Annotated in this window: 19 protein-coding genes; 10 read left to right on the top strand and 9 right to left on the bottom strand. The window is 63.5% G+C overall.

Annotation, left to right across the window (positions count from 1 at the left end):
- The first annotated feature begins 62 nt into the window (after positions 1 to 62).
- From PVV54_RS19735 to PVV54_RS19715, 5 genes are all read left to right on the top strand, one after another.
- The gene (locus PVV54_RS19735) at positions 63 to 719 is read left to right on the top strand and encodes an HAD family hydrolase (protein ID WP_274906855.1); all 657 of its coding nucleotides are present in this window, start codon (positions 63 to 65) and stop codon (positions 717 to 719) included.
- 48 nt (positions 720 to 767) lie between these two features.
- Positions 768 to 1,256, top strand: coding sequence for an Lrp/AsnC family transcriptional regulator (locus PVV54_RS19730; protein WP_274906854.1), 489 nt, complete (start codon positions 768 to 770; stop codon positions 1,254 to 1,256).
- A 290-nt stretch (positions 1,257 to 1,546) separates the two neighbouring features.
- Entirely contained in the window at positions 1,547 to 2,317 is a 771-nt protein-coding gene (locus tag PVV54_RS19725) for a DUF4198 domain-containing protein (protein ID WP_274906853.1), read from the top strand.
- A 155-nt stretch (positions 2,318 to 2,472) separates the two neighbouring features.
- Positions 2,473 to 3,594: a DUF1624 domain-containing protein gene (locus PVV54_RS19720; protein WP_446731474.1), complete on the top strand. Its 1,122-nt coding sequence runs from the start codon at positions 2,473 to 2,475 to the stop codon at positions 3,592 to 3,594.
- A 74-nt stretch (positions 3,595 to 3,668) separates the two neighbouring features.
- A complete protein-coding gene (locus PVV54_RS19715) occupies positions 3,669 to 4,997 on the top strand; it encodes an OprD family porin (RefSeq protein WP_446731473.1) in 1,329 nt (442 codons plus the stop codon).
- A gap of 48 nt (positions 4,998 to 5,045) precedes the next feature.
- On the opposite strand, the gene PVV54_RS19710 is transcribed toward PVV54_RS19715, so the two are convergent.
- Positions 5,046 to 6,137 (bottom strand): tartrate dehydrogenase, encoded by a 1,092-nt coding sequence (locus PVV54_RS19710; protein ID WP_274906850.1) that lies wholly within the window; start codon positions 6,135 to 6,137, stop codon positions 5,046 to 5,048.
- Between the two features lie 93 nt (positions 6,138 to 6,230).
- Between PVV54_RS19710 and PVV54_RS19705 the strand changes: the two genes are divergently transcribed.
- Positions 6,231 to 7,130 carry a LysR substrate-binding domain-containing protein gene (locus PVV54_RS19705; protein WP_274906849.1) on the top strand — a complete coding sequence of 300 codons (900 nt, stop codon included), beginning with the start codon at positions 6,231 to 6,233 and terminating at the stop codon, positions 7,128 to 7,130.
- 94 nt (positions 7,131 to 7,224) lie between these two features.
- Here the strand turns inward: PVV54_RS19705 and PVV54_RS19700 are convergent, their stop codons facing one another.
- Positions 7,225 to 7,839 (bottom strand): LysE family transporter, encoded by a 615-nt coding sequence (locus PVV54_RS19700; protein ID WP_274906848.1) that lies wholly within the window; start codon positions 7,837 to 7,839, stop codon positions 7,225 to 7,227.
- 303 nt (positions 7,840 to 8,142) lie between these two features.
- Between PVV54_RS19700 and mqo the strand changes: the two genes are divergently transcribed.
- Positions 8,143 to 9,780: a malate dehydrogenase (quinone) gene (mqo, locus tag PVV54_RS19695; RefSeq protein ID WP_274906847.1), complete on the top strand. Its 1,638-nt coding sequence runs from the start codon at positions 8,143 to 8,145 to the stop codon at positions 9,778 to 9,780.
- Between the two features lie 166 nt (positions 9,781 to 9,946).
- Here the strand turns inward: mqo and PVV54_RS19690 are convergent, their stop codons facing one another.
- On the bottom strand, positions 9,947 to 10,282 hold the full coding sequence (locus PVV54_RS19690; RefSeq protein ID WP_274906846.1) for an ArsR/SmtB family transcription factor: 336 nt from the start codon (positions 10,280 to 10,282) through the stop codon (positions 9,947 to 9,949).
- A 53-nt stretch (positions 10,283 to 10,335) separates the two neighbouring features.
- On the opposite strand from PVV54_RS19690, the gene xenA reads away from it, so the two are divergent.
- Positions 10,336 to 11,427, top strand: coding sequence for a xenobiotic reductase XenA (gene xenA / locus PVV54_RS19685; RefSeq protein ID WP_274906845.1), 1,092 nt, complete (start codon positions 10,336 to 10,338; stop codon positions 11,425 to 11,427).
- A 33-nt stretch (positions 11,428 to 11,460) separates the two neighbouring features.
- Here the strand turns inward: xenA and PVV54_RS19680 are convergent, their stop codons facing one another.
- From PVV54_RS19680 to PVV54_RS19660, 5 genes are all read right to left on the bottom strand, one after another.
- The gene (locus PVV54_RS19680) at positions 11,461 to 12,708 is read right to left on the bottom strand and encodes an NAD(P)/FAD-dependent oxidoreductase (RefSeq protein ID WP_274906844.1); all 1,248 of its coding nucleotides are present in this window, start codon (positions 12,706 to 12,708) and stop codon (positions 11,461 to 11,463) included.
- Positions 12,709 to 12,710: 2 nt separating this feature from the next.
- On the bottom strand, positions 12,711 to 14,288 hold the full coding sequence (locus PVV54_RS19675; RefSeq protein WP_274906843.1) for an aldehyde dehydrogenase (NADP(+)): 1,578 nt from the start codon (positions 14,286 to 14,288) through the stop codon (positions 12,711 to 12,713).
- Between the two features lie 153 nt (positions 14,289 to 14,441).
- Positions 14,442 to 15,389, bottom strand: coding sequence for a dihydrodipicolinate synthase family protein (locus tag PVV54_RS19670; RefSeq protein WP_274906842.1), 948 nt, complete (start codon positions 15,387 to 15,389; stop codon positions 14,442 to 14,444).
- A 39-nt stretch (positions 15,390 to 15,428) separates the two neighbouring features.
- Positions 15,429 to 16,355 (bottom strand): 4-hydroxyproline epimerase, encoded by a 927-nt coding sequence (locus PVV54_RS19665; RefSeq protein WP_274906841.1) that lies wholly within the window; start codon positions 16,353 to 16,355, stop codon positions 15,429 to 15,431.
- A 22-nt stretch (positions 16,356 to 16,377) separates the two neighbouring features.
- Positions 16,378 to 17,994 carry an APC family permease gene (locus PVV54_RS19660; RefSeq protein WP_274906840.1) on the bottom strand — a complete coding sequence of 539 codons (1,617 nt, stop codon included), beginning with the start codon at positions 17,992 to 17,994 and terminating at the stop codon, positions 16,378 to 16,380.
- Positions 17,995 to 18,307: 313 nt separating this feature from the next.
- Here PVV54_RS19660 and PVV54_RS19655 point away from each other — a divergent pair, with 313 nt between their 5' ends.
- The gene (locus PVV54_RS19655; protein ID WP_274906839.1) at positions 18,308 to 19,078 is read left to right on the top strand and encodes an AraC family transcriptional regulator; all 771 of its coding nucleotides are present in this window, start codon (positions 18,308 to 18,310) and stop codon (positions 19,076 to 19,078) included.
- Here PVV54_RS19655 and PVV54_RS19650 read toward each other — a convergent pair.
- Positions 19,063 to 19,953: a LysR family transcriptional regulator gene (locus PVV54_RS19650; protein WP_274906838.1), complete on the bottom strand. Its 891-nt coding sequence runs from the start codon at positions 19,951 to 19,953 to the stop codon at positions 19,063 to 19,065. The genes PVV54_RS19655 and PVV54_RS19650 overlap by 16 nt on opposite strands.
- A gap of 140 nt (positions 19,954 to 20,093) precedes the next feature.
- Between PVV54_RS19650 and moaB the strand changes: the two genes are divergently transcribed.
- Complete coding sequence (gene moaB / locus PVV54_RS19645) at positions 20,094 to 20,633, top strand: molybdenum cofactor biosynthesis protein B (protein ID WP_274906837.1); 540 nt, start codon at positions 20,094 to 20,096, stop codon at positions 20,631 to 20,633.
- Positions 20,634 to 20,651 lie beyond the last annotated feature (18 nt).

Below are 20,651 nucleotides of genomic sequence, written 5' to 3'. Positions count from 1 at the left end.
AGGCTAATGCCGGCTTGGGGCGCTTGATTCGATGACCGTTGCACAGGAGGTTTACGATCGTCATGGCGCTGACTGACTACCGCGTGTTGCTGATCGATTGCGATGAAGTGCTGGTGGACCGCGACTCGGGCGTATGGACGGCCTTGCAGCCGCTGTTCGAAGGCCGCCGGCAACTGCCGGAGCGGGCCGCACTGCTGGCCGATTACAAGGCGGTGATGCGTTCACTGCTGCCGCGTTTCGATGAACTGGGTTACAGCGGCATGCTGTGTTTTGCCCATCGTCATATCGCCGAGCGGCTGGGCTGCAAGGCCAGTTGGGAGGAGAGCCTGACTTTCGCCCGCTCGGTGCCTTACTGGCCGCTGTTCGAGGATGCGCCCGGGGCCATGCTGTACCTGCGCAAGTTCTATCGCCTGTTGGTGCTGGTGGACCGCAACATCGAGGACCGTGGGCAGCTGTGCGAGCGGCTGGGGCTGGAGCCGGACGACTTGTTGTCCTCTGCAGCGCACCCGCTGGACCAGTCGCACTGGCTCAGAGACTTGGGCGTTGAACCCAGCGAGGCATTGCTGCTGTCGCGTGAGCCGGCCCAGGCACCGGCATCGGCCGGGTTGTGCCTGATCCGCCGCGCGCGCCTGGACCATCGCCAGCCATGCACCGCCGATGTGTGCATCAGCAGCATGGCCGACTTGGTGCGCCAGCATCAAATTGCATTACGGCGCTGATTTTGCAGGTAGATTGGCCTACTCCTGGCAGTAACAAAGAGGCGTGGCATGGAAGGAATGCTGAAGCTGGACCGGATCGACATCAATATTCTGGTCGAATTGCAAAAAGACGGGCGCATGACCAACGTCAGCCTTGCCGACGCCGTGGGGTTGTCGGCCAGCCCGTGCCTGCAAAGGGTCAAGCGGCTTGAGGCGGCCGGGTTCATCTCCAGTTACAAGGCGCACCTGAACCTGGCGAAGATCACCGAGTCGGTGACGGTATTCACTGAGGTGTCGCTCAGTGACCACAAGCGCGAAGATTTCGCCAAGTTCGAATCGAACATCCGGCTGGTCGACGAAGTGCTCGAATGCCACCTGATCAGCGGTGGCTACGACTATCTGGTGCGCTTCATGACCCGCAGCATCCAGCATTACCAGGAAGTGGTCGAAGAATTGCTGGACCGCAACATCGGCATTGCCAAGTACTTCAGCTACATCGTCATCAAATCGCCTGTGATGAAAGAAGGCGTGCCCCTGCGCAAGCTCCTGCGCCACTGATATCCCCTTCCTGTTTCTGTGCGTGCCTCCGCGAAGAGGCCCGCATAGGCAATCAATAGCGCCTGCACCGTCAGTGCACATTTCCCTCCCAACACAACGCCCTGCGCGCCAGCCTGGCGCAGGCCGCATTTAACGCTGTTTGCAGTGCCAAAACGAAATTTCATGGGCCTGCCGGTTATGAAAATGAAACAAATTTCATTTTGCCCTGGGGTGTAATTCATCTGGCAGGACAGGGCGCTCCCGGGTATTGGCCGGGAGTATGGATCCATCGAAGGCACAGGTATCCGCGAATGAAAAAAAGGTTCTCGGCACTGTTGTTGGGGTACGGGTTGTTGAGTGGCATCGGTGGCGCGCAAGCACACCAGATCTGGTTCGAGCCCACCTCGCCACAGGCGCTGGTGCTGCGCTACGGCGAGTATGACAAGAACGTGCTTGAAGTGACCCCGGGCGGGCTGGATCGCTTCCAGGCACTGAAGGGCTGGTCGGCACAGGGCAGCACAGCGCTGGCGCAGCAACGCGATGCGTTTAGCGTTGCACATCAGCCAGCCCCGCAGGACACGTTGCTGGCGGCAGACCTGCAATACCCGATTTTCGAACTGCACGAGCAGGGCAAGAACCTCAAGGCTTACTGGACCCCCGCCACCCGCTGGGTCGGTGACCTGCGCCAACGCCAGCCTGAGCTGGACCTGGACATCGTGCCGACTGGGGAAGCGAGCGGTAACACCGCACAGTTCCAGGTGTTCTACCTGCGCAAACCACTGGCCGACCAGAACGTGCTGCTGGAAACCGGCTCTGGCCAGGTGTTCACCCAAACCTCAGATGCAAACGGCAACGTGAGCTTCGAGCTGCCCTGGCAGGGCACCTATGTGGTGGCTGCCGAATACAAGGTGACCGCCCCCGGCCAGCGCCTGGACGCGCAGCAGCAGCCGCAAAGCTATGACGTAAAAAGCTACAGCTCGACCTTGTCGTTCTACCGCAATACCGGCCAGGCGCCCTTGCCACGCGCGCCCTCGCAACTGCCTGCTTCCGAAAAGGCACGGTTGGCCAAAGCGTCCGAATAACCGCAACGGTTTGCAGACCCCGGCCGTTCTGGCGGGCTTTCGATCAATGCTCGACAACGTGAGTAACTCATATGTCCCTTACTTCTGAAGTGACGGGGCGGGTGGGAGCCTTGGCTTCTGCGCGCCCGGCGGCTGCCGTGGTGGTCAATACCCGGATGCTGGCCATCGATGCCCTGCGCGGTTTCGTGATGCTGTGCATGCTGGTGGACCATGTGCGGGAAACGTTCCTGCTGCACCGGCAGGTCACCGACCCCATCGACGCCCTGAGCGTCACCCCCGACCTGTATTTCACCCGTATGCTCAGCGAAATCTGTGCACCGGTGTTCATCTTCCTGACGGGCTTGTCGGCCTACCTTTACAGCCAGAAACATACCCTCAAGGAGACGTCGATCTTCTTGCTCAAGCGCGGCCTGTTCCTGGTGATCCTGGAGCTGACCGTGGTGTGCTTTGCCTGGAACGCCGAGTTCCCGCCTAAAACCCTGTGGCTGCAGGTGATCTGGTGCATCGGTATCTGCATGATCGTGCTGGCCGGCCTGCTGCATTTCAAACGCAGCTGGCTGGTGGTGGCGGGGCTGGTGATCGTGGCCGGGCACAACCTGCTCGACGGCGTGGTGGTGGGGCCGGATTCGCCCTTCTTCGTGCCTTGGTCGATCCTGCATCAGCGCGTGTTCATCGAGCTGACCGATTTTACCCGTGCGCGCACCACCTACCCGGTGTTGCCGTGGATCGGCGTGATTCTGCTGGGCTGGGGCATCGGCCCGTGGTTTGGCAAGGATATGGCACCGGCCGAGCGCGCTGCACGCCTGGTGAAACTGGGTGCCGGGGTGCTGGTGGCCTTCGTGTTCATCCGCTACCTCAACGTGTATGGCGAAAAACCGTGGGTGCACACCGGCGATGCCCTGCGCACCTTCATGAGCTTCATGAGCGCTACCAAATACCCGCCATCACTGATGTTCCTGATGCCCACCCTGGGCCTTGGCCTTTTGCTGCTGGCACTGTTCGAGCGGCTGCAGGACCGTTGGTCCACTGCGCAGCTGGCGGTGTACGGCGGTGCGCCGATGTTTTTCTACTTGCTGCACCTGTATGTGCTCAAGGCCATGTACCTGCTGGCGGTTGCCGTATGGGGCACTAACCAGGGCAACTATTACGGCTTTGACGACCTGCCGGCCGTGTGGCTGTGGAGCGTGATTCTGGGCGTGGCGCTGTTCTTCCCTACGCGCTGGTTCGCCAACCTCAAGCAGCGCCGCCGCGACATTGCCTGGCTCAAATACCTCTGATACGTAAACGGCGCCTGCCAGGCGGGCGCCTTCGTTGTGGATCGGCAGTTTTCCGGGAGTTCATCGTGAAGATCATTTCGACACCCGCCTTGATTGTGGCGTTGGGTGGGCAGTCCCTGCTTGCCCACGCTTCGGAGCAGGACAACAGCAAGGGCTTCGTGGCCGACAGCCAGTGGAGCCTGTTCAACCGAGTACTGTACGACCGCCGAGACTACCGCCATGGTGCCGTGAGCAACGGCGCACGCAACGCCTATAAACCCAGGGCTGAGCGCAGCGACCTGGCTGAAGAAGCCGCCTACGGGCTGATGGGGGATTTCAGCTCGGGCTTTACCACCGGCACTGTCGGCTTCGGCCTGGATGGCCATCTTTACATTGGCCGTGAACTGGACAGCGGGGGTGGCCGGGCCGGCAAGGCCCGGCTGCTGGCCATTGATAACGACGGCCACCCCAAGCGCGAATTCAGCCGTGGTGGCGCGGCGGTGAAAATGCGGGTGTCGTCGACCGAGTTGCGTTACGGCGAGCAACGGGTCAAGACGCCCATCTTCTCATCCTCCGACAGCCGCCTTTTGCCGGAAACCGCCACCGGCTGGTTCCTGAGCAGCCGTGAGCTGCCCAAAACCACCCTCTACGCCGGCCGTTTCAATGAAAGCACCGACCGCAACGCCAACAGCCATGACCGGGGCTTTGTAGTCAACTACTCGAATGGCCGGCAGGGCGACCGCTATGAACTGGTCGGCGCGCGTACCTCGGCGCTGGAGGGGCTGACGGCCAGTGTGTTCAGTGGCAAATACGAAGACTCGTGGCGCCAGCACTACCTTGGTTTGTTTTACACCTTGCCATTGAGCGAGCAACAGCAACTCACCTTCGACCTGAACCTGTATCGCACACAGGACACCGGTAAGTCGCTGTCCGGGGAAATTGACAACACCAGCTGGAGCCTGCTCACCACCTACCGCTACAACGCCCACAGCTTTGGGGTGAGTTATCAGAAGATCGATGGCGACACGCCGTTCGACTATGTGACGCGCGGTGCGATTTTTCTCAGCAATGCCGTGGCGCTTTCCGACTTCAACGCCCCGCAGGAAGCATCGTGGCTGGCGCGTTATGACCTGAACATGGCCGCCTATGGGGTGCCGGGTTTGTCGTTCTCGGCGCTGTATGTGCGTGGTAGCGGCATCGATGGCAGCCACATGGATCCGTCCGGCGGTTACAGTTGGCTTGGCTATGGCAAGGATGGCCGGCACTGGGAGCGTGACCTGCAAGCCAAGTACGTGGTGCAGTCGGGGCCGGCGCGCAATCTGGCGATCACCCTGCGCCACGCGGTGCACCGCGGCAACACGGCCCAGGCTGAACTGGACGCCGATCAAATACGCCTGGCCATCGAGTATCCGCTGGGCGGCTAGTGGCATTGCCTGCAACCCGGCAGCACTGCCGGGTTGCAGCGTTCAGGTTCAGCGTGCCGCCACCCGCCGAGCGATGGCATCGCCCGCTTCCTGGGTGGAGCACTGGCCGCCCATGTCAGGGGTGATCTGGCCTTCGGCAATGACCGCTTCAATGGCCGCGAGGATATCGTCATGGGCTGCCACGTAGCGCTCATCACCTTGCCCCAGAAACTCCAGCATCATCGCCCCCGACCAGATCATCGCAATCGGGTTGGCGATGTTCTTGCCGAAGATGTCCGGTGCCGAACCGTGCACCGGCTCGAACAGCGACGGGAAGTTGCGCTCGGGGTTGAGGTTGGCCGATGGCGCGATGCCGATGGTGCCAGCACAGGCCGGGCCCAGGTCGGAGAGGATGTCGCCGAACAGATTGGACGCCACCACCACATCGAAGCGGTCGGGTTGCAGCACGAAGCGCGCGCACAGGATGTCGATGTGCTGTTTGTCCCAGCTGACCGCCGGGTAGTTTGCCGCCATGGCTTCGGTGCGCTTGTCCCAATAGGGCATGCTGATGGCCATGCCGTTGGACTTGGTGGCCGAGGTCACATGCTTGCGCTCACGGGTTTGCGCCAGCTCGAAGGCGTACTTGAGGATGCGGTCGACGCCACGGCGGGTGAAGATCGAGTCCTGAATGACAAACTCGTTTTCGGTGTTCTCGAACATGATGCCGCCCACCGACGAGTACTCGCCCTCGGTGTTTTCCCGCACTACCACGAAGTCGATGTCGCCGACCTTGCGGTTGGCCAGGGCACACGGCACGCCCGGGAACAGGCGCACCGGGCGGATGTTCACGTACTGGTCGAACTCGCGGCGGAACTTGAGCAGCGAACCCCACAGGGAAATGTGGTCAGGAACCTTGTCGGGCCAGCCTACGGCCCCGAAGTAGATGGCGTCGTACTGCTTGAGTTGCTCGGCCCAGTTGTCGGGCATCATCTTGCCGTGTTGCAGGTAGTAGTCGCAGCTGGCCCATTCGAAGGTGTCGAACTGCAGCGCCAGGCCATGCTTGTGCGCGGCGGCTTCCAATACCCGGATGCCTTCTGGCAACACTTCAAGGCCGATGCCGTCGCCCGGGATGGCGGCGATGCGAAAAGGTTTGGTGGTCATGGGCAGGTGCTCTGTGCAATGAAGGAAGCACTAGGCTAATCGTATTCAAATCGGACAAAATCAGCGCTTCTGTGGAAACTTGGTTTCTGAATCGTGAACAATCTGCCCAGCCTGCACGACTTGAAAGTCTTCCTGTTGGTCGCCCGCCGCTTCAGCTTCACGGCCGCCGCGGACGAGCTTGGCATGTCTCCGGCGTTTGTCAGCAAGCGTATTCGTGGCCTGGAGCAAGACCTGAACTTGCGCCTGCTGCACCGCACCACCCGCAACGTCACCCTGACCGACGATGGCGAGCGGGTGAGCCGCTGGGCGCAGCAGTTGTTGTATCAGGTGAGCCAGCTGGGGGATGAGATCGACACGTTGCATGGCGAACCCAGCGGCCTGTTGCGGGTCGTGAGCAGCCCCGGCCTTGGGCGGCGGATGGTGGCGCCGGCGTTGGCGGAACTGGCGGTGCGTTACCCCGGCCTGGACATTCGTCTGGACATTCAGGACCGCCTGGTGGACCTGGTGGAGGAGGGCGTCGACCTCGACATTCGCGTCGGCAACGACATTTCACCTCATGTGATTGCCAAGCCGCTGGCAAAGAATCACCGGGTGTTGTGCGCCAGCCCTGAGTACCTGGACGCACGTGGCACGCCGGCATCGTTACCGGAACTGGGCCAGCACGACTGCCTGGTGATCAAGGAGCGCGATCACCCGTTTGGCGTGTGGAACCTGACCGGCGCCAGAGGCCCCGAGACGGTGAAGGTGACCGGCAGCCTGTCGACCAACAACGGCGAAATTGCCCGCCAGTGGTGCCTGGACGGGCGCGGCATCCTGCTGCGGTCGATGTGGGATATCCGGGAAGATTTGCAAGCCGGGCGACTGGTACACGTGCTTGGCGACTACTTCCAGGCAGCTGACATCTGGGCGGTGCATACCTCGCCGTTGCTGAACTCGGCGAAGGTGAAGGTGACGGTGGAGTTTCTCAGTGAATACTTCCGGGGGCGTCGTTAGTGCTGGCCCTATCGCGGATGAATCCGCTCCTACACCGCCCTTGTAGGAGCGGATTCATCCGCGATAGGGCCGCTCCAGGCAATACAGCCCTGCGTTAACGCATCGCCGCCAGCTTGATCCCGAACCCCACCAAACAAGCCCCCGCCAACCGCTCGAACAGGTTGGCGATCCGCGGGTTGGCACGCATGCGTTCGGCCAGGTGATGGGTCAGCACCACGGCAATCAACCCATACAAAAACGTCACCACCGCCACGGTCGCCGCCAGAAAACCAAATGTCACCAGCCCCTGGTGCTTCACCGGGTCGACAAACAGCGGAAAGAACGCCATGTAGAACATGATCGCCTTGGGGTTGAGCAGGGTGATCATCATCGTTTGGCGCAGGAAGTGGCCGTTGTCCATGCGGCTGGTGCGCGGCGCGCCGGGTTTGCTCAGCAGCATGCGGATGCCGAGGTACGCCAGGTAGGCCGCGCCGGCCCATTGCACCACGTGGAAGGCTGCAGGGTAGGCCGCCAACAGGGTGGCAACGCCCGCCACTGCCAGCCACAGCAGCACCTGGTCACCGAGGATTACCCCGCAAGTCGCCGCCATGCCCGCCTTGATGCCGCCCTTGCCGGTGGCGGTGATCAGGGCAAAGTTACCGGGGCCGGGGATGGCCAGCACGATGATGAAGGCGATGACGAACGCGCCGTAGTCGGTGACGCCGAGCATGGGGAATTCCTCTTGGGCAGTGCGTGGGCAGGCCCGTAGGGTATCGCGCTTTGCCATCTGCGGTCAGGTGCGGCGTGACAACCTGCCACTGGGACAACCTGCCGTCTTGACGCTCGTTTTTGTGCTGGCATTTCAGTTACAATCGGCGAAACGATTCAGCCTTGTCGGTCAATTCGACAAAAGGCTGGGGCGTTTTCTGGTTCTCTGGCTGCTGAACAATGATCAACAAAAAGCCTGCGCTGAAGAACATGGAATACCCGGGTTAGCCACAGCCCCCTCCGTTCTACTGACTGGAATAAATCAATGTTCAAGAAAGCTGGCAAGACCCTGCTGGGTCTGGCTGTTGCCGCGAGCTTCATGCAAGCGCACGCCGCAGAAACCAAGAAAGTCGATGTGCTGCTGGTCGGCGGCGGCATCATGAGCTCCACCCTGGCCGTGTGGCTGCACGAGCTGGAGCCAAGCTGGTCGATGGAGATGGTCGAGCGCCTGGACGGCGTGGCCGAAGAAAGCTCCAACGGCTGGAACAACGCCGGTACCGGCCACTCCGCGCTGGCCGAGCTGAACTACACCCCGGAAGACAAAGACGGCAACGTCAACATCTCCAAGGCCATCGAGATCAACGAATCGTTCCAGATCTCCCGCCAGTTCTGGGCCTGGCAAGTGCGCCAGGGCGTGCTGAAGAACCCGCACTCGTTCATCAACACCACCCCGCACATGAGCTTCGTCTGGGGCGATGACAACATCAAGTTCCTGAAGAAGCGTTACGACGCCCTGCAGGCCAGCCCGCTGTTCCGCCCGATGCAGTATTCCGAGGACCACGCGCAGATCGCCAAGTGGGTCCCGCTGATGATGGAAGGCCGCGACCCTAACCAGAAGCTGGCCGTGACCTGGACGCCGATCGGCACCGACGTCAACTTCGGTGAGATCACCCGCCAGTTCGTTGGCCACCTGAAGACCCAGGACAAGTTCGACCTGAAGCTGTCCAGCGAAGTCCAGGACATCACCCGCAACGAAGACGGCTCGTGGCGCGTCGAGTACAAGAACCTGAAGGACGGCACCGAGTCGGTCACCGATGCCAAGTTCCTGTTCATCGGTGCCGGCGGTGGCGCACTGAAGCTGCTGCAGAAGTCGGGCATTCCTGAAGCCAAGGAATACGCAGGCTTCCCGGTGGGCGGTTCGTTCCTGGTAACCGAGAACCCGACCGTTGCCATGCAGCACATGGCCAAGGCCTACGGCATCGCCTCCACTGGCGCGCCACCCATGTCGGTTCCGCACCTGGACACCCGCGTGCTGGACGGCAAGCGCGTGATCCTGTTTGGCCCGTTCGCCACCTTCTCGACCAAGTTCTTGAAGAACGGCTCGTACCTGGACCTGCTGAGCAGCACCACCACCCACAACGTGTGGCCGATGGCCCGCGTGGGTATCGACCAGTACCCGCTGGTGGAATACCTTGCCGGCCAGCTGATGCAGTCTGACGACGACCGCTTCGAAGCCCTGCGCACCTACTTCCCGAACGCCAAGAAGGAAGACTGGAAACTGTGGCAGGCTGGCCAGCGCGTGCAGATCATCAAGCGTGACGAAGAGAAGGGCGGCGTGCTGAAGCTGGGCACCGAGGTTGTGGCTTCGCAAGACCGCACCATCGCCGGCCTGCTCGGTGCATCGCCTGGTGCTTCGACCGCTGCGCCGATCATGCTGAACGTGCTGGAAACCGTGTTCAAGGAAAAGGTCGCTACCCCAGAGTGGCAGGCCAAGATCAAAGAGATCATCCCGAGCTACGGTACCAAGCTGAACGATTCGGCCGCTGCCACTCAAAAAGAGTGGAACTACACTGCCGAAATCCTGCAGCTGGAGAAGCCGCCGGTGATCGACCAGAGCGTCGGCACCACCACTGGCGTGACCACGCCGCTGGAAAGCAAGCCTGAGAACGACATGGCGCTGTAAGCCGCCAGGTTGTGATCGAAAAGCCACGAGGGAGACCTCGTGGTTTTTTTTTGCGTCGCCTGTGGGAACAACTGTCTTGTGCCGATTGTGCCGGCCTCTTCGCGGATAAATCCGCTCCTACAGCTTCAGTGCTTACCTCAAGGCAAGGCCGCTCCCACAGGCGGCGTCAGTGTTGCTGCAGGATGCTGCCTAGCAACCCGGGAAAGCGCTCATCCAGCATTTCGCTACGCAACGAATTCATGTGCGTAGTGCCCACATTGCGCGTATGCACCAACCCCGCATCCCGCAGCACACGAAAGTGATGCGACATGCTCGACTTCGGCCGCCCACCGTCCAGCTCCCCGCAACTGGCCTCGGCCACGCCGGCCAGGTGGCGGACGATTTCCAGGCGCACAGGGTCGCAGAGGGCGTAGAGCACGCGCTCGAGAATCAGGTCTTCAGGGTTGGGGTGTTTGTAGGCTCGCATGGTCGCCATGATAACGGGGGTTTCACAAATTGCCATAGTTCGAATATGATCGAACAATCGTATTCGGACAACCCTTGGAGTTTTTTCTCATGTCTGCACTGTTCCAGCCCTACACGCTGAAGGACATTACCCTACGCAACCGCATCGCCATTCCGCCGATGTGCCAGTACATGGCCGAGGACGGCATGCTCAACGATTGGCACCAGGTGCATTACGCCAGCATGGCCCGTGGTGGTGCCGGCCTGCTGGTGGTCGAGGCTACTGCCGTGGCGCCGGAAGGGCGCATTACCCCCGGCTGCGCCGGCATCTGGAGCGATGCCCATGCCCAGGCCTTCGTGCCGGTGGTGAAGGCCATCAAGGCAGCCGGCTCGGTACCGGGCATCCAGATTGCCCACGCCGGGCGCAAGGCCAGCGCCAACCGCCCTTGGGAAGGTGACGACCACATTGCCGCCGATGATGCCCGTGGCTGGGACACCATCGCCCCTTCGGCCATCGCCTTTGGCGCTCATTTGCCAAAAACGCCGCGTGAAATGACCCTGGACGACATCGCCCGGGTCAAGCAGGACTTCGTCGATGCCGCCCGCCGCGCGCGCGATGCGGGCTTTGAGTGGATTGAGCTGCACTTCGCCCACGGTTATTTGGGCCAAAGCTTCTTCTCCGAGCACTCCAACAAACGTACCGATGCTTACGGTGGCAGCTTCGAGAACCGCACCCGCTTCCTGATGGAAACCCTGGCCGCCGTGCGTGAAGTGTGGCCGGAGAACCTGCCGCTAACCGCACGCTTTGGCGTGCTGGAGTATGACGGGCGTGATGAGCAGACCCTGGACGAGTCCATCGAACTGGCGCGCATGTTCAAGGCCGGTGGCCTGGATTTGCTGAGCGTCAGCGTCGGCTTCACCATCCCTGAAACCAACATCCCGTGGGGCCCGGCATTCATGGGGCCGATTGCCGAGCGTGTGCGCCGCGAGGCGGGCATTGCGGTGACCTCGGCCTGGGGCTTTGGTACGCCGCAGCTGGCTGAAGGCGCGTTGAAGGCCAACCAACTGGACCTGGTATCGGTGGGGCGTGCGCACCTGGCGGACCCGCACTGGGCGTATTTCGCGGCCAAGGAGCTGGGGGTGGAGAAGGCGTCCTGGACCTTGCCGGCGCCGTATGCGCATTGGCTTGAGCGGTATCGCTGAAGAATGCCGGGGGCTGCGCGGCAGCCCCCGAACTCAAAACCGGTCCAACCGGTAAACTGCGGTCTGGTGCCCGGCTGGCCGCTCCGCCAAATCCCCCACCCACTGCGCCGTCACCGCCGCCTGGGTCAGCCCCAGGTGCTGATGCCCGAACGCCAGCAACACCCGCCCATCACACACCCGGTCAATTACCGGCAATGAATCCGGCAGCGATGGCCGGAACCCCATCCACGGCGTCGCTCCTTCTGTACTCAAGTCCTGCCTGAACAGCCCCTGGCTCAAGCGGTGCAACTGCCACGCCCGCTGCATGCTCGGTGGCGCATCCAGCCCGGCGAACTCCACCGTACCGGCCAGCCGCAGGCCATCGGCCATCGGCGTCATGATGAACTTGCGCTCCAGTGAAGTGACCGCGAATGGCAACCGCTCATGTTCGCCCGGCAGCATCAGGTGATACCCCCGCTCGGTATCCAGCGGCACCGCCTTGCCGGTCAGGGCGGTGGTCAGCTTTGCCGAATGGGCGCCACAACTGATCAGTACCTGACGCGCATCGATCCTGCCGCTGTCGCTCGTCAGGCTCACCCCCGCAGTGTGCAACTGGCCACCACTGACCTCGGCACGCATGAAGCGCACGCCACAGGCCCTGGCCGCTTCGAACAGTTCACTCACTACCCGGTACGGGTCAATGAAGTGCCCGGTACGCGGGAAGAACAGCCCGCCAAGCATCGATGGGTTCAACTGGGGGGCTGCCGCATTCACCTCATCGGCTGACCACAGGTCCACGGGCACCCCTTGTTGCTGCATGCGGGCGCGCAATGCCAGCAGCCCCTCGCGCGACTCCGGCCGTTCGTACACCAGCAGCGAGCCATCTTCCTTGAACAGGTCACTGCGCCCGATCGACCCCAGCAACCGCTGCCAGGCCCCGAGGCTGCCTTTGTTCAGTACGCGAATGCCCGCTACGCTGCGCTGGAACGGCGCCGGGCGCAGGTTGAGCAGCAGGCGGGTGAACCACGGCAGGGCCTTGGGCAGGTACTTCCAGTCCAGCCGCAGCGGGCCCATGGGGTCGAGCAGCATGCGCGGCAAGCGCTTGAGGATCGACAGGTCGGCGATGGGGAACACCTGCTCGGTGGCCAGGTGCCCGGCGTTGCCATAGGAGGCGCCGTGGCCGGGCGCCTGGCGGTCGATCAGCAGCACCTTGCGGCCCTGGCGGGCCAGTTGCAGGGCGCAGGCGACGCCGACGATGCCGGCGCCGACCACGGCGATATCGGTTTCTGGCGCTTCAACCATGGTCAGGCTTCCCGTTGGCCGTCGAGCAAACGCCGCAGGTGCAGCGGGTTGCCGTGCTTCAAGGCCTCGGGCAGCAGGGCATCCGGGAAGTCCTGGTAGCACACCGGGCGCAGGAAACGCAGGATGGCCGCCGTACCGACCGAGGTACCGCGGGCATCGGAGGTGGCCGGGAACGGCCCGCCATGGACCATCGCATCGCACACTTCCACACCGGTCGGCCAGCCGTTGACCAGAATGCGCCCGGCTTTGCGTTCCAGCGTAGGCAGCAGCTTGCGGGCGCTGTCGAGGTCGGCGTCGTCCAGGTGCAGGGTGGCGGTGAGTTGGCCTTCCAGATGCTCGGCCACCTGGCGAATCTGCTCATCGTTGTCACACGCCACCACCAGCGAAGCGGCACCGAACACCTCGGCCTGCAACGCGGGGTCGGCCAGGAATGCTGTGGCCTGGGTGATGAACACGCGAGCCTGGCACTGGTTGGGGCTCTGTTGTGGTTTGCCGCTGGCGGCGAGCCGTGCGTGGGCATTTTCGGCCAGGGCGCCGACGCCTGCCTCATAGGCGCTGAAGATACCCGGGGTGAGCATGGTTTGCGCAGCCGCCTGCTGTACATGCTCGCTGGCGGAATCGATGAAGCGTTGCAGGGCCGGCCCTTGGCGGGCGATCACCAGGCCGGGGTTGGTGCAGAACTGGCCGGCGCCTTGGGTCAAAGAGGCAACAAAACTTTGTGCCAAGGCTTCGCCACGGGCTTGCAGGGCGGCGTCAAAGAGGAAAACCGGGTTGATCGAGCTCATTTCGGCGTACACCGGGATTGGCTCTGGCCTAGCCTGCGCCGCCTGGCACAGGGCGATGCCACCACTGCGTGAACCGGTGAAGCCCACCGCTTTGATGCGCGGGTCGCTGACCAACGCAATGCCCACTTCACGGCCAGCGCCGTACAGCAGCGAAAACACGCCTTCGGGCAGGCCGCACTCAGCCACGGCGCGGGCCACGGCCTGGCCGACCAGCTCGCTGGTGCCCGGGTGGGCACCGTGGGCCTTGACCACCACCGGGCAGCCGGCGGCCAGTGCCGAAGCGGTGTCGCCACCGGCTACCGAGAAGGCCAGCGGGAAGTTGCTGGCGCCAAACACCGCCACCGGGCCCAGGGCGATCTGGCGTTGGCGCAGGTCCGGGCGTGGTAGCGGCTGGCGATCGGGCAGGGCGTTGTCGACCCGTGCGTCCAGCCATTCGCCGCTGCGTACCACGCGGGCAAAGGTGCGCAGTTGCGTGCAGGTGCGGCCGCGTTCGCCAAGGATGCGCGCTTGGGGCAGGCCGGTTTCGGCGACGGCGCGGTCGATCAGTTCATCGCCCAGCGCTTCGATCTGCGTGGCGATGGTTTCAAGAAAATTCGCACGCTGTTCCAGCGAGGCTTCGCGGTAACGGTCGAATGCCGCCCAGGCCAGTGCGCAGGCCTGGGCCACGTGTTCGCCGGTGCCGCCGTGGTAGGCGGGTTCGAGGGGCTGGTTGGTGGCCGGGTTGATGGCGTGGGTCGCTGCGCGGGTGCCGGGTATGGCGCGCTGGCCGATGAGCAGGTTGCCGGTGAGGGGCATGGGGGCGTCCTTAGGTAAAGTTCAGAATCAGGCCGCGCCACCGCCCCTTGTAGGAGCGGCTTCAGCCGCGATCACCGGCGTAGCCGGTGCCATGCACCGAGTCGCCTGCTTCGCGGCTAAATCCGCTCCTACAAGGACAGTGGCGCCTGATTATCAGGCGATGTTCTGCTCAGCCGACCAGTTCGCATACCAGCTGCGGAACAACCCATACTGCTGCTCGGCATAATTACGCTGGGCATCGGTCAGCACATCGGTCTCGTTGAAGTGCAGGCCGTACTCGCTGTCACCGTTCAGTACCATCAAGTGCTTGTAGTACAGCACCAGGTCGCAGCCTTCATCGAACGACGACAACACCGCCAGCGCCGACTCCAGCTCACGCGCCAGGCGGCGGGCTTTTGCATCGCCCTTGGCCGCCTGCTTGCTCAGGCTCACCAGTTGCAGCACTTCACGGGGCAGGGCGTTGCCGATACCGGTGATGGCCCCTGTGGCGTTGCAGTTGACGAAACCGTGCACCACCTGGGTGTCGACACCAACCATCAGGGTGACGTCTTCGTCCTTGGAGGTGATGTGCTCGGCGGCGTAGCGCAGGTCGGCGCCACCGCCAAACTCCTTGAAGCCGATCAGGTTGGGGAAGGCGCTGCGCAGTTCGAAGAACAGGTCGGCGCGGGTGGCGAAGCCGTAGTAGGGGCTGTTGTAGATCACGGCCGGCAGTTTTGGCGCGGCGGCCAGGATGGCCGAGAAGTGGTGCTTCTGGGCAATCAGCGAAGCGCCACGCGACAGCACGCGCGGGATCACCATCAGGCCGGCAGCGCCCACCTTGGCCGCATGGGCCGCATGGGATACCGCTTCACGGGTGTTCACCGCGCCGGTGCCGACGATGGTCGGGATACCGGCAGCCACCAGGCGGGCCACGCCTTCCTGGCGCTCGGCCTCGGTCAGCAGCGGCCAGTCGCCCATCGAGCCGCAGTACACCACGGCGCTCATGCCGGCATCGATCAGTTCCTTGCCCTTGCGCACCAGCGCGTCGAAGTCGGGGGTGCGCTCGGCGGTGCACGGGGTCATCAGGGCGGGCATGCAGCCGGTGAAGATGTTACGGGTCATGGTGTCACTCCTTCAGTGTTCAGTGGGAAATGCGCCGGGTCAGATGCCCCAGGCGAAAGGGTCGGTTTCGTCGATCAGCAGGGTGCTGTCGGCGGTCATGTGGGCGCGGCCGGTTATGAACGGGCGGATGCGTTCGCCTTCCCACTCGTAACGGCCCTGGAACAGGCTGCCGGTGATGCTCGCCTGTACCCAGGTCTGGCCTGCTTCGAGCTTGCCGTCGGCGGCCAGGCAGGCCAGCTTGGCGCTGGTGCCGGTGCCACAGGGCGAGCGGTCGTAGGCCTTGCCGGGGCACATCACGAAGTTGCGGCTGTTGGCCTCGGGGTCGTCGGCGAACAGTTCGACGTGGTCGATGGGGGCGCCGTTTTCGCCGGTGATGCCTTGGGCTTCGAGGGCCTTGAGCAGGGCCCAGGTGTAGTCGGTAAGCGCTTCACGGTTGTCCAGCGCAATACGTTGGCCGTGCGCTGAAACCAGGAAGAACCAGTTGCCGCCCCAGGCGATGTCGCCGTGCACCACGCCATGGCCAGGCATGTCCACCGGCACCTGCTGGCGGTAGCGGTAGGAGGGCACGTTGCCGACGGTGACGGCGCCGTCTTCGTGCAGGGTGGCGCTGACCTGGCCGACCGGGGTGTCGATCAGGTGCACGCCAGGCTTGATCAGGCCCAGGTGCTGCAGCGAGGCCACCAGGCCGATGGTGCCGTGGCCACACATGTTCAGGTAGCCGGCGTTGTTGAAGAAGATCACCCCGCAAGTAGCGCCAGGCGATGCTGGCGGGGTGTACAGCGCCCCCACCAGCACATCGTTGCCGCGTGGCTCCAGCAGGCAGGCGCGGCGCCAGTGGTCGTGCAGCTCGCGCAGCTCGTCGCGCTGCTCGGCCAGGCTACGGCCCTGCAGTTGCGGGAAGCCGCTCATTACCAGGCGGGTGGGTTCGCCGCCCGTGTGGGAGTCGATGACGTGGATCTGTTTCATGGGCGTGTCCGTTCGTTAAAGGTCAGGAGGCAACGGCGGCAGGGCGGTGGCCGGTGTAAGCGTCGCTGGCGGCCTCGCTCTCATCCTCGCCTTCCAGCTGCACCAGGTGAGCTGGCACGCCGGTGGCGGCGCCCCAGTAGTAAATGCCCAAGGCGCAGGCGGCCACGACCACGGTGTCGAGCGGGTGGCCGATAACACCCAGGCCACCGAAGCTGCCCAGCCAGGACAGCAGGATGGTCACGGCGTAGAAGCCGATCAGCCAGGCCGATGAGCGCACCTGCTGCGCCAGCGACAGGTGTTGGGTAGGCACAAAGCGGCCGCACAGCAGGTAAAGCACGAACATCACGATTTGCAGGCTGAGCAACCACGACACCGTCTTCCAGCCCGACCAGTACACGATCAGTGCGGCGATGATGAACGACAGCGGGCCCAGCACACCCATGCCCTTGACCCGGAACGGGCGCGGCATGTCTGGCGCATTGCGGCGCAGGGCGGCGACAGTGACCGGGGCCACGGCGTAGCTCAGTACCAAGGCGGCGGACACCACGTTGATCAGCGCTTCCCACGACGGGAACGGCAGGGTCCAGAACACCGACAGGCCAAAGGTCAGCCACAGGGCGGCGCGGGGGATGCCGGACTGCTCGTCGATGCGGGTGAAGCACTTGAAGAAAGTGCCGGTCTGCGCCCAGCCGTAGATCACCCGTGGGGTGGCGTTCATGTAGATGTTGCCGCAGCCGCTGGGCGAGATCACCGCATCGGCCACCACCAGGTAGGCCAGCCAGCCCACGCCCAGTGCCAGGGCGATGTCACGGTAGGGCAGGGCCAGTTCCTTGGTGACCCCGGCCCAGCCATTGGCCAGCATTTCGGTTGGCACGCTGCCGAGAAACGCCAGTTGCAGCAGGGCATAGATGGCGGTGGACAGCAGCACCGACAGGATCAGGGCGATCGGAATCGTGCGCTGCGGGTTCTTCACCTCGCTGGCCACCGAAATGATTGGCGTCAGGCCCAGATAGGCGAAAATGATGCCGCCAGCGGATACAGCCATTTCCACGCCCGACAGGCCAAACGGCGCAAAGCCTTGAACCTCGAAGTTTTCCGGCTTGAAGAACGTGAACAGCACGCCGATCACCAGCAGCGGCACGATGAACTTGAACACGCTGACCAGGTTGTTGGCCTTGGCGAAGGTCTTCACGCTGCGGTAGTTGAGGAAGAAAAACAGCCCCAGCAAGGCGAACTGCACCAGCCAGCCGAGCACGGTGGGGTCGCTGGAGCCGGCCTTGGTCAGCCCCGGGAACCACGCGGCGGCGTATTGGCGTGAGGCGACCACTTCGATGGCGATCAGGCTGGAAAAGGCAATCAGGGTGATGAAGCCCATCAGGTAGCCGAGCAGTGGGCCGTGGGAGTACACCGGGTAGCGCACCACGCCACCGGCACGCGGCAAGGCGGCGCCGAGCTCGCAGTAGACGATGCCCAGCAGCAACACGGCGAAACCGCCGAGGAACCACGAGAGGATACCGGCCGGGCCGGCGATGGCCGACACGTGGCTGGCGGCGAACAGCCAGCCGGAGCCGAAGATGGCGCCAAGGCCGATGAAGGTGAGGTCGAGCAATGACAGCTGTTTCTTGAATTTGCCTGACATGGGTTCGCCTTTTTGTTGGTTATTGGATAGGCAGGTCTGATGTCACGAGGTGCGGCTTGTGGCCGCGCTCTTGTAGGTGTGGGGCGGCTTGCGTGGGGCATAGAGTGGCGCGGAACGGGGTGGGGGTTCTTGATGGTTTTCTGCAGAGGGGGTGACGAAATCGGCACAGTTGTAGAAAAGGGGTAGCGGCCTGTGGGAGGGGGTGGGTAGGCTGCTGGTCTCTCGCGGATGAATCCGCTCCTACAGGTTCACGCCGGTCTGTAGGAGCGGATTCATCCGCGATGAGGCCAGCAAACCCGGCGAGATCCTGCAGATGCCCCATACCCCCCTGGCAACGCTGTACCAGTCCCTCGACCAGCACCGCCCCGCCAATCTGGCAACCCTGCTGGCCGGCGTCGCCCTGCTGTTGCCGATCCTGGACGCCATCCCCAACGCCGCCATCTTCATCAAGGATTGCCAGGCCCGCTACGTGCTGGCCAACACCACCCTGGTCCAGCGCTGCGGCCTCAAGCGCCTGGACCCGCTGCTGGGCAAGACCAGCGCCGAGGTGTTCCCGGCCCAGCTGGGCCCCGGCTACACCGAGCAGGACCGCCGCGTGCTGAAGGATGGCCTGGTGCTGGAAGACCAGCTGGAACTGCACCTCTACGGCAGCCGCGAACCCGGCTGGTGCCTGACCCACAAGCGCCCGCTGTACAATCAGGCCGGCCAGATCATCGGCCTGGTGGGCATTTCGGTGGACTTGCAATCAGCCGCTGACACCCACCCCGCCTACCAACGCCTGGCCGCGGTGGACGAACACATCCGCAACCACTTTCACCAGCCAATCAGCCTGGGCGAACTGACCCGCATCGCCGGGATTTCCGTGGCGCAGCTGGAGCGCTATTGCAAGCGGGTGTTCCACCTCACGCCGCGGCAGATGATCCACAAGGCGCGCCTGGAGCATGCTCACCGGTTGCTGCACAGCGACTTGCCGATCACCGAGGTGGCGTTGCGTTGCGGTTATACCGACCACAGCGCCTTCAGCCGGCAGTTCAAGCAACTCACCGGTTTCACCCCCAGGCAGTACCGTCAGGCGACGGGTTGAAACAGCGCCCGGGCTTCGGCAAAGCACTGCTCGGCCAGCGCCGAACGTGGCTCGCTGCGGCGCAACAGCAGGCCAACCGGGCTGTGGATGCTGGCGTCGGCGATGGGGATGATGCGCAGGTGCTCGCTGAGGTCTTCCAGGCCGCAGCCCAGCGGCATCACTGCACAGCACACGCCGGCGGTGATGGCCTGGATGAGCTGGAAGCTGGAGTCGCTTTCCAGCACGGCCAGGGGTTCCAGGCCGCGGCTGCGAAAGCTCAGGTCCAGCGACTGGCGGTAATGCATGCCCTTGCTCAGCAGCCCCAGCGGAATGCCGGCCAGGGCGTCCCAGCGCAGCTCGGTGGCATCGAAGCCGAAGTGGCGGGTGTCGTGCAGCAGGCCCATGGTGGTGGTGCCCAGTTCGATCACTTCGAAGAAACTGGCGTTGACCTGGTCCAGGTAGCAGATGCCCAGGTCAAGCTGGTTGCGGCTCAGGCCGTCCATGACTTGCTCGGTGCTGTGCGAGCTGAGCTGAAACTGCACCTCGGGGTATTTTTCCCGCAGGGGCATCAGCAGGTGCATGGGGTTGAAGCTGGCCAGCGGCACGCTGCCGATGCGCAGGCTGCCGACCACCTGGCCACGGCAGCTGGCGGCCTCGGCCTGCAGCCCGTCGTGGGCGGCCAGCAGCGTACGTGCCCAGGCCAGGATGCGTTCGCCAGCTTCGGTGAACCCCTCAAAACGCTGGCCACGCTTGACCAGCACCAGGTCCAGCTCGTCCTCCAGGTTGCGCAGGCGCATGGACAAGGTCGGCTGGGTGATGTGGCACAGCGCGGCGGCCTGGCCAAAGTGCCGGGTCTGGTCGAGGGCGATGAGGAACTTGAGCTGCTTGATGTCCATGGGCGTGCCTGGCGTCGGGTTGTGCAGACCTTAACCCACGTCTGCGATAGATGTCATTGATTGGCCAGTACGCCGTATCGATTGGACGCTGGCCCGGTTTGCTTCTAGCGTGGCGGGCAGGCCTTTGAAGGAGTTCTAATGTGCGTGTCCAAGCCGACGCGGTCTTTGTACCGCTGAACATCGCCGTGCTGACGGTAAGCGATACCCGTACCTACGACAATGACACCTCTGGCGAGCTGCTGGCCAGCCGGGCCGTGGAGGTGGGCCATCGCCTGGTGGCGCGGGCGCTGCTCAAGGACGACCTGTACAAGATCCGCGCCCAGGTGGCCACCTGGATTGCCGATGATGACGTGCAGGTGGTGCTGATTACCGGGGGCACCGGGTTTACCGGGCGCGACAGCACGCCGGAAGCGGTGCATTGCCTGCTGGACCGGCATGTGGATGGGTTTGGCGAATTGTTCAGGGCGTTGTCGATCCTGGATATCGGCAGCTCGACCGTGCAGAGCCGGGCGTTGGCGGGGTTGGCCAATGGTACGTTGGTGTGTTGCCTGCCAGGGTCGACCGGGGCATGCCGTACGGCCTGGGAGGGGATTTTGGTGGAGCAACTGGATGCGCGGCATCGGCCCTGCAATTTTGTGAAGCATTTGAAGGCCATTGCTGCCTGCGAAAGCCGCGGTTGACCTGTGCCGGCCTCTCGC

It is taken from the genome of Pseudomonas sp. PSKL.D1 (genome assembly GCF_028898945.1).
Classification (GTDB): Bacteria; Pseudomonadota; Gammaproteobacteria; order Pseudomonadales; family Pseudomonadaceae; genus Aquipseudomonas.
This window is presented reverse-complemented; position numbering and strand designations above follow the sequence as displayed.

Excerpts from the sequence above, each read along its gene's own strand:
- PVV54_RS19735 (WP_274906855.1), top strand. The coding sequence starts at position 63 with ATGGCGCTGACTGACTACCGCGTGTTGCTGATCGATTGCGATGAAGTG.
- PVV54_RS19730 (WP_274906854.1), top strand. The coding sequence starts at position 768 with ATGGAAGGAATGCTGAAGCTGGACCGGATCGACATCAATATTCTGGTC.
- PVV54_RS19725 (WP_274906853.1), top strand. The coding sequence starts at position 1,547 with ATGAAAAAAAGGTTCTCGGCACTGTTGTTGGGGTACGGGTTGTTGAGT.
- PVV54_RS19720 (WP_446731474.1), top strand. The coding sequence starts at position 2,473 with ATGCTGGCCATCGATGCCCTGCGCGGTTTCGTGATGCTGTGCATGCTG.
- PVV54_RS19710 (WP_274906850.1), bottom strand. The coding sequence starts at position 6,137 with ATGACCACCAAACCTTTTCGCATCGCCGCCATCCCGGGCGACGGCATC.
- PVV54_RS19700 (WP_274906848.1), bottom strand. The coding sequence starts at position 7,839 with ATGCTCGGCGTCACCGACTACGGCGCGTTCGTCATCGCCTTCATCATC.
- mqo (WP_274906847.1), top strand. The coding sequence starts at position 8,143 with ATGTTCAAGAAAGCTGGCAAGACCCTGCTGGGTCTGGCTGTTGCCGCG.
- PVV54_RS19690 (WP_274906846.1), bottom strand. The coding sequence starts at position 10,282 with ATGGCAATTTGTGAAACCCCCGTTATCATGGCGACCATGCGAGCCTAC.
- xenA (WP_274906845.1), top strand. The coding sequence starts at position 10,336 with ATGTCTGCACTGTTCCAGCCCTACACGCTGAAGGACATTACCCTACGC.
- PVV54_RS19680 (WP_274906844.1), bottom strand. The coding sequence starts at position 12,708 with ATGGTTGAAGCGCCAGAAACCGATATCGCCGTGGTCGGCGCCGGCATC.
- PVV54_RS19675 (WP_274906843.1), bottom strand. The coding sequence starts at position 14,288 with ATGCCCCTCACCGGCAACCTGCTCATCGGCCAGCGCGCCATACCCGGC.
- PVV54_RS19670 (WP_274906842.1), bottom strand. The coding sequence starts at position 15,389 with ATGACCCGTAACATCTTCACCGGCTGCATGCCCGCCCTGATGACCCCG.
- PVV54_RS19665 (WP_274906841.1), bottom strand. The coding sequence starts at position 16,355 with ATGAAACAGATCCACGTCATCGACTCCCACACGGGCGGCGAACCCACC.
- PVV54_RS19660 (WP_274906840.1), bottom strand. The coding sequence starts at position 17,994 with ATGTCAGGCAAATTCAAGAAACAGCTGTCATTGCTCGACCTCACCTTC.
- PVV54_RS19655 (WP_274906839.1), top strand. The coding sequence starts at position 18,308 with ATGCCCCATACCCCCCTGGCAACGCTGTACCAGTCCCTCGACCAGCAC.
- PVV54_RS19650 (WP_274906838.1), bottom strand. The coding sequence starts at position 19,953 with ATGGACATCAAGCAGCTCAAGTTCCTCATCGCCCTCGACCAGACCCGG.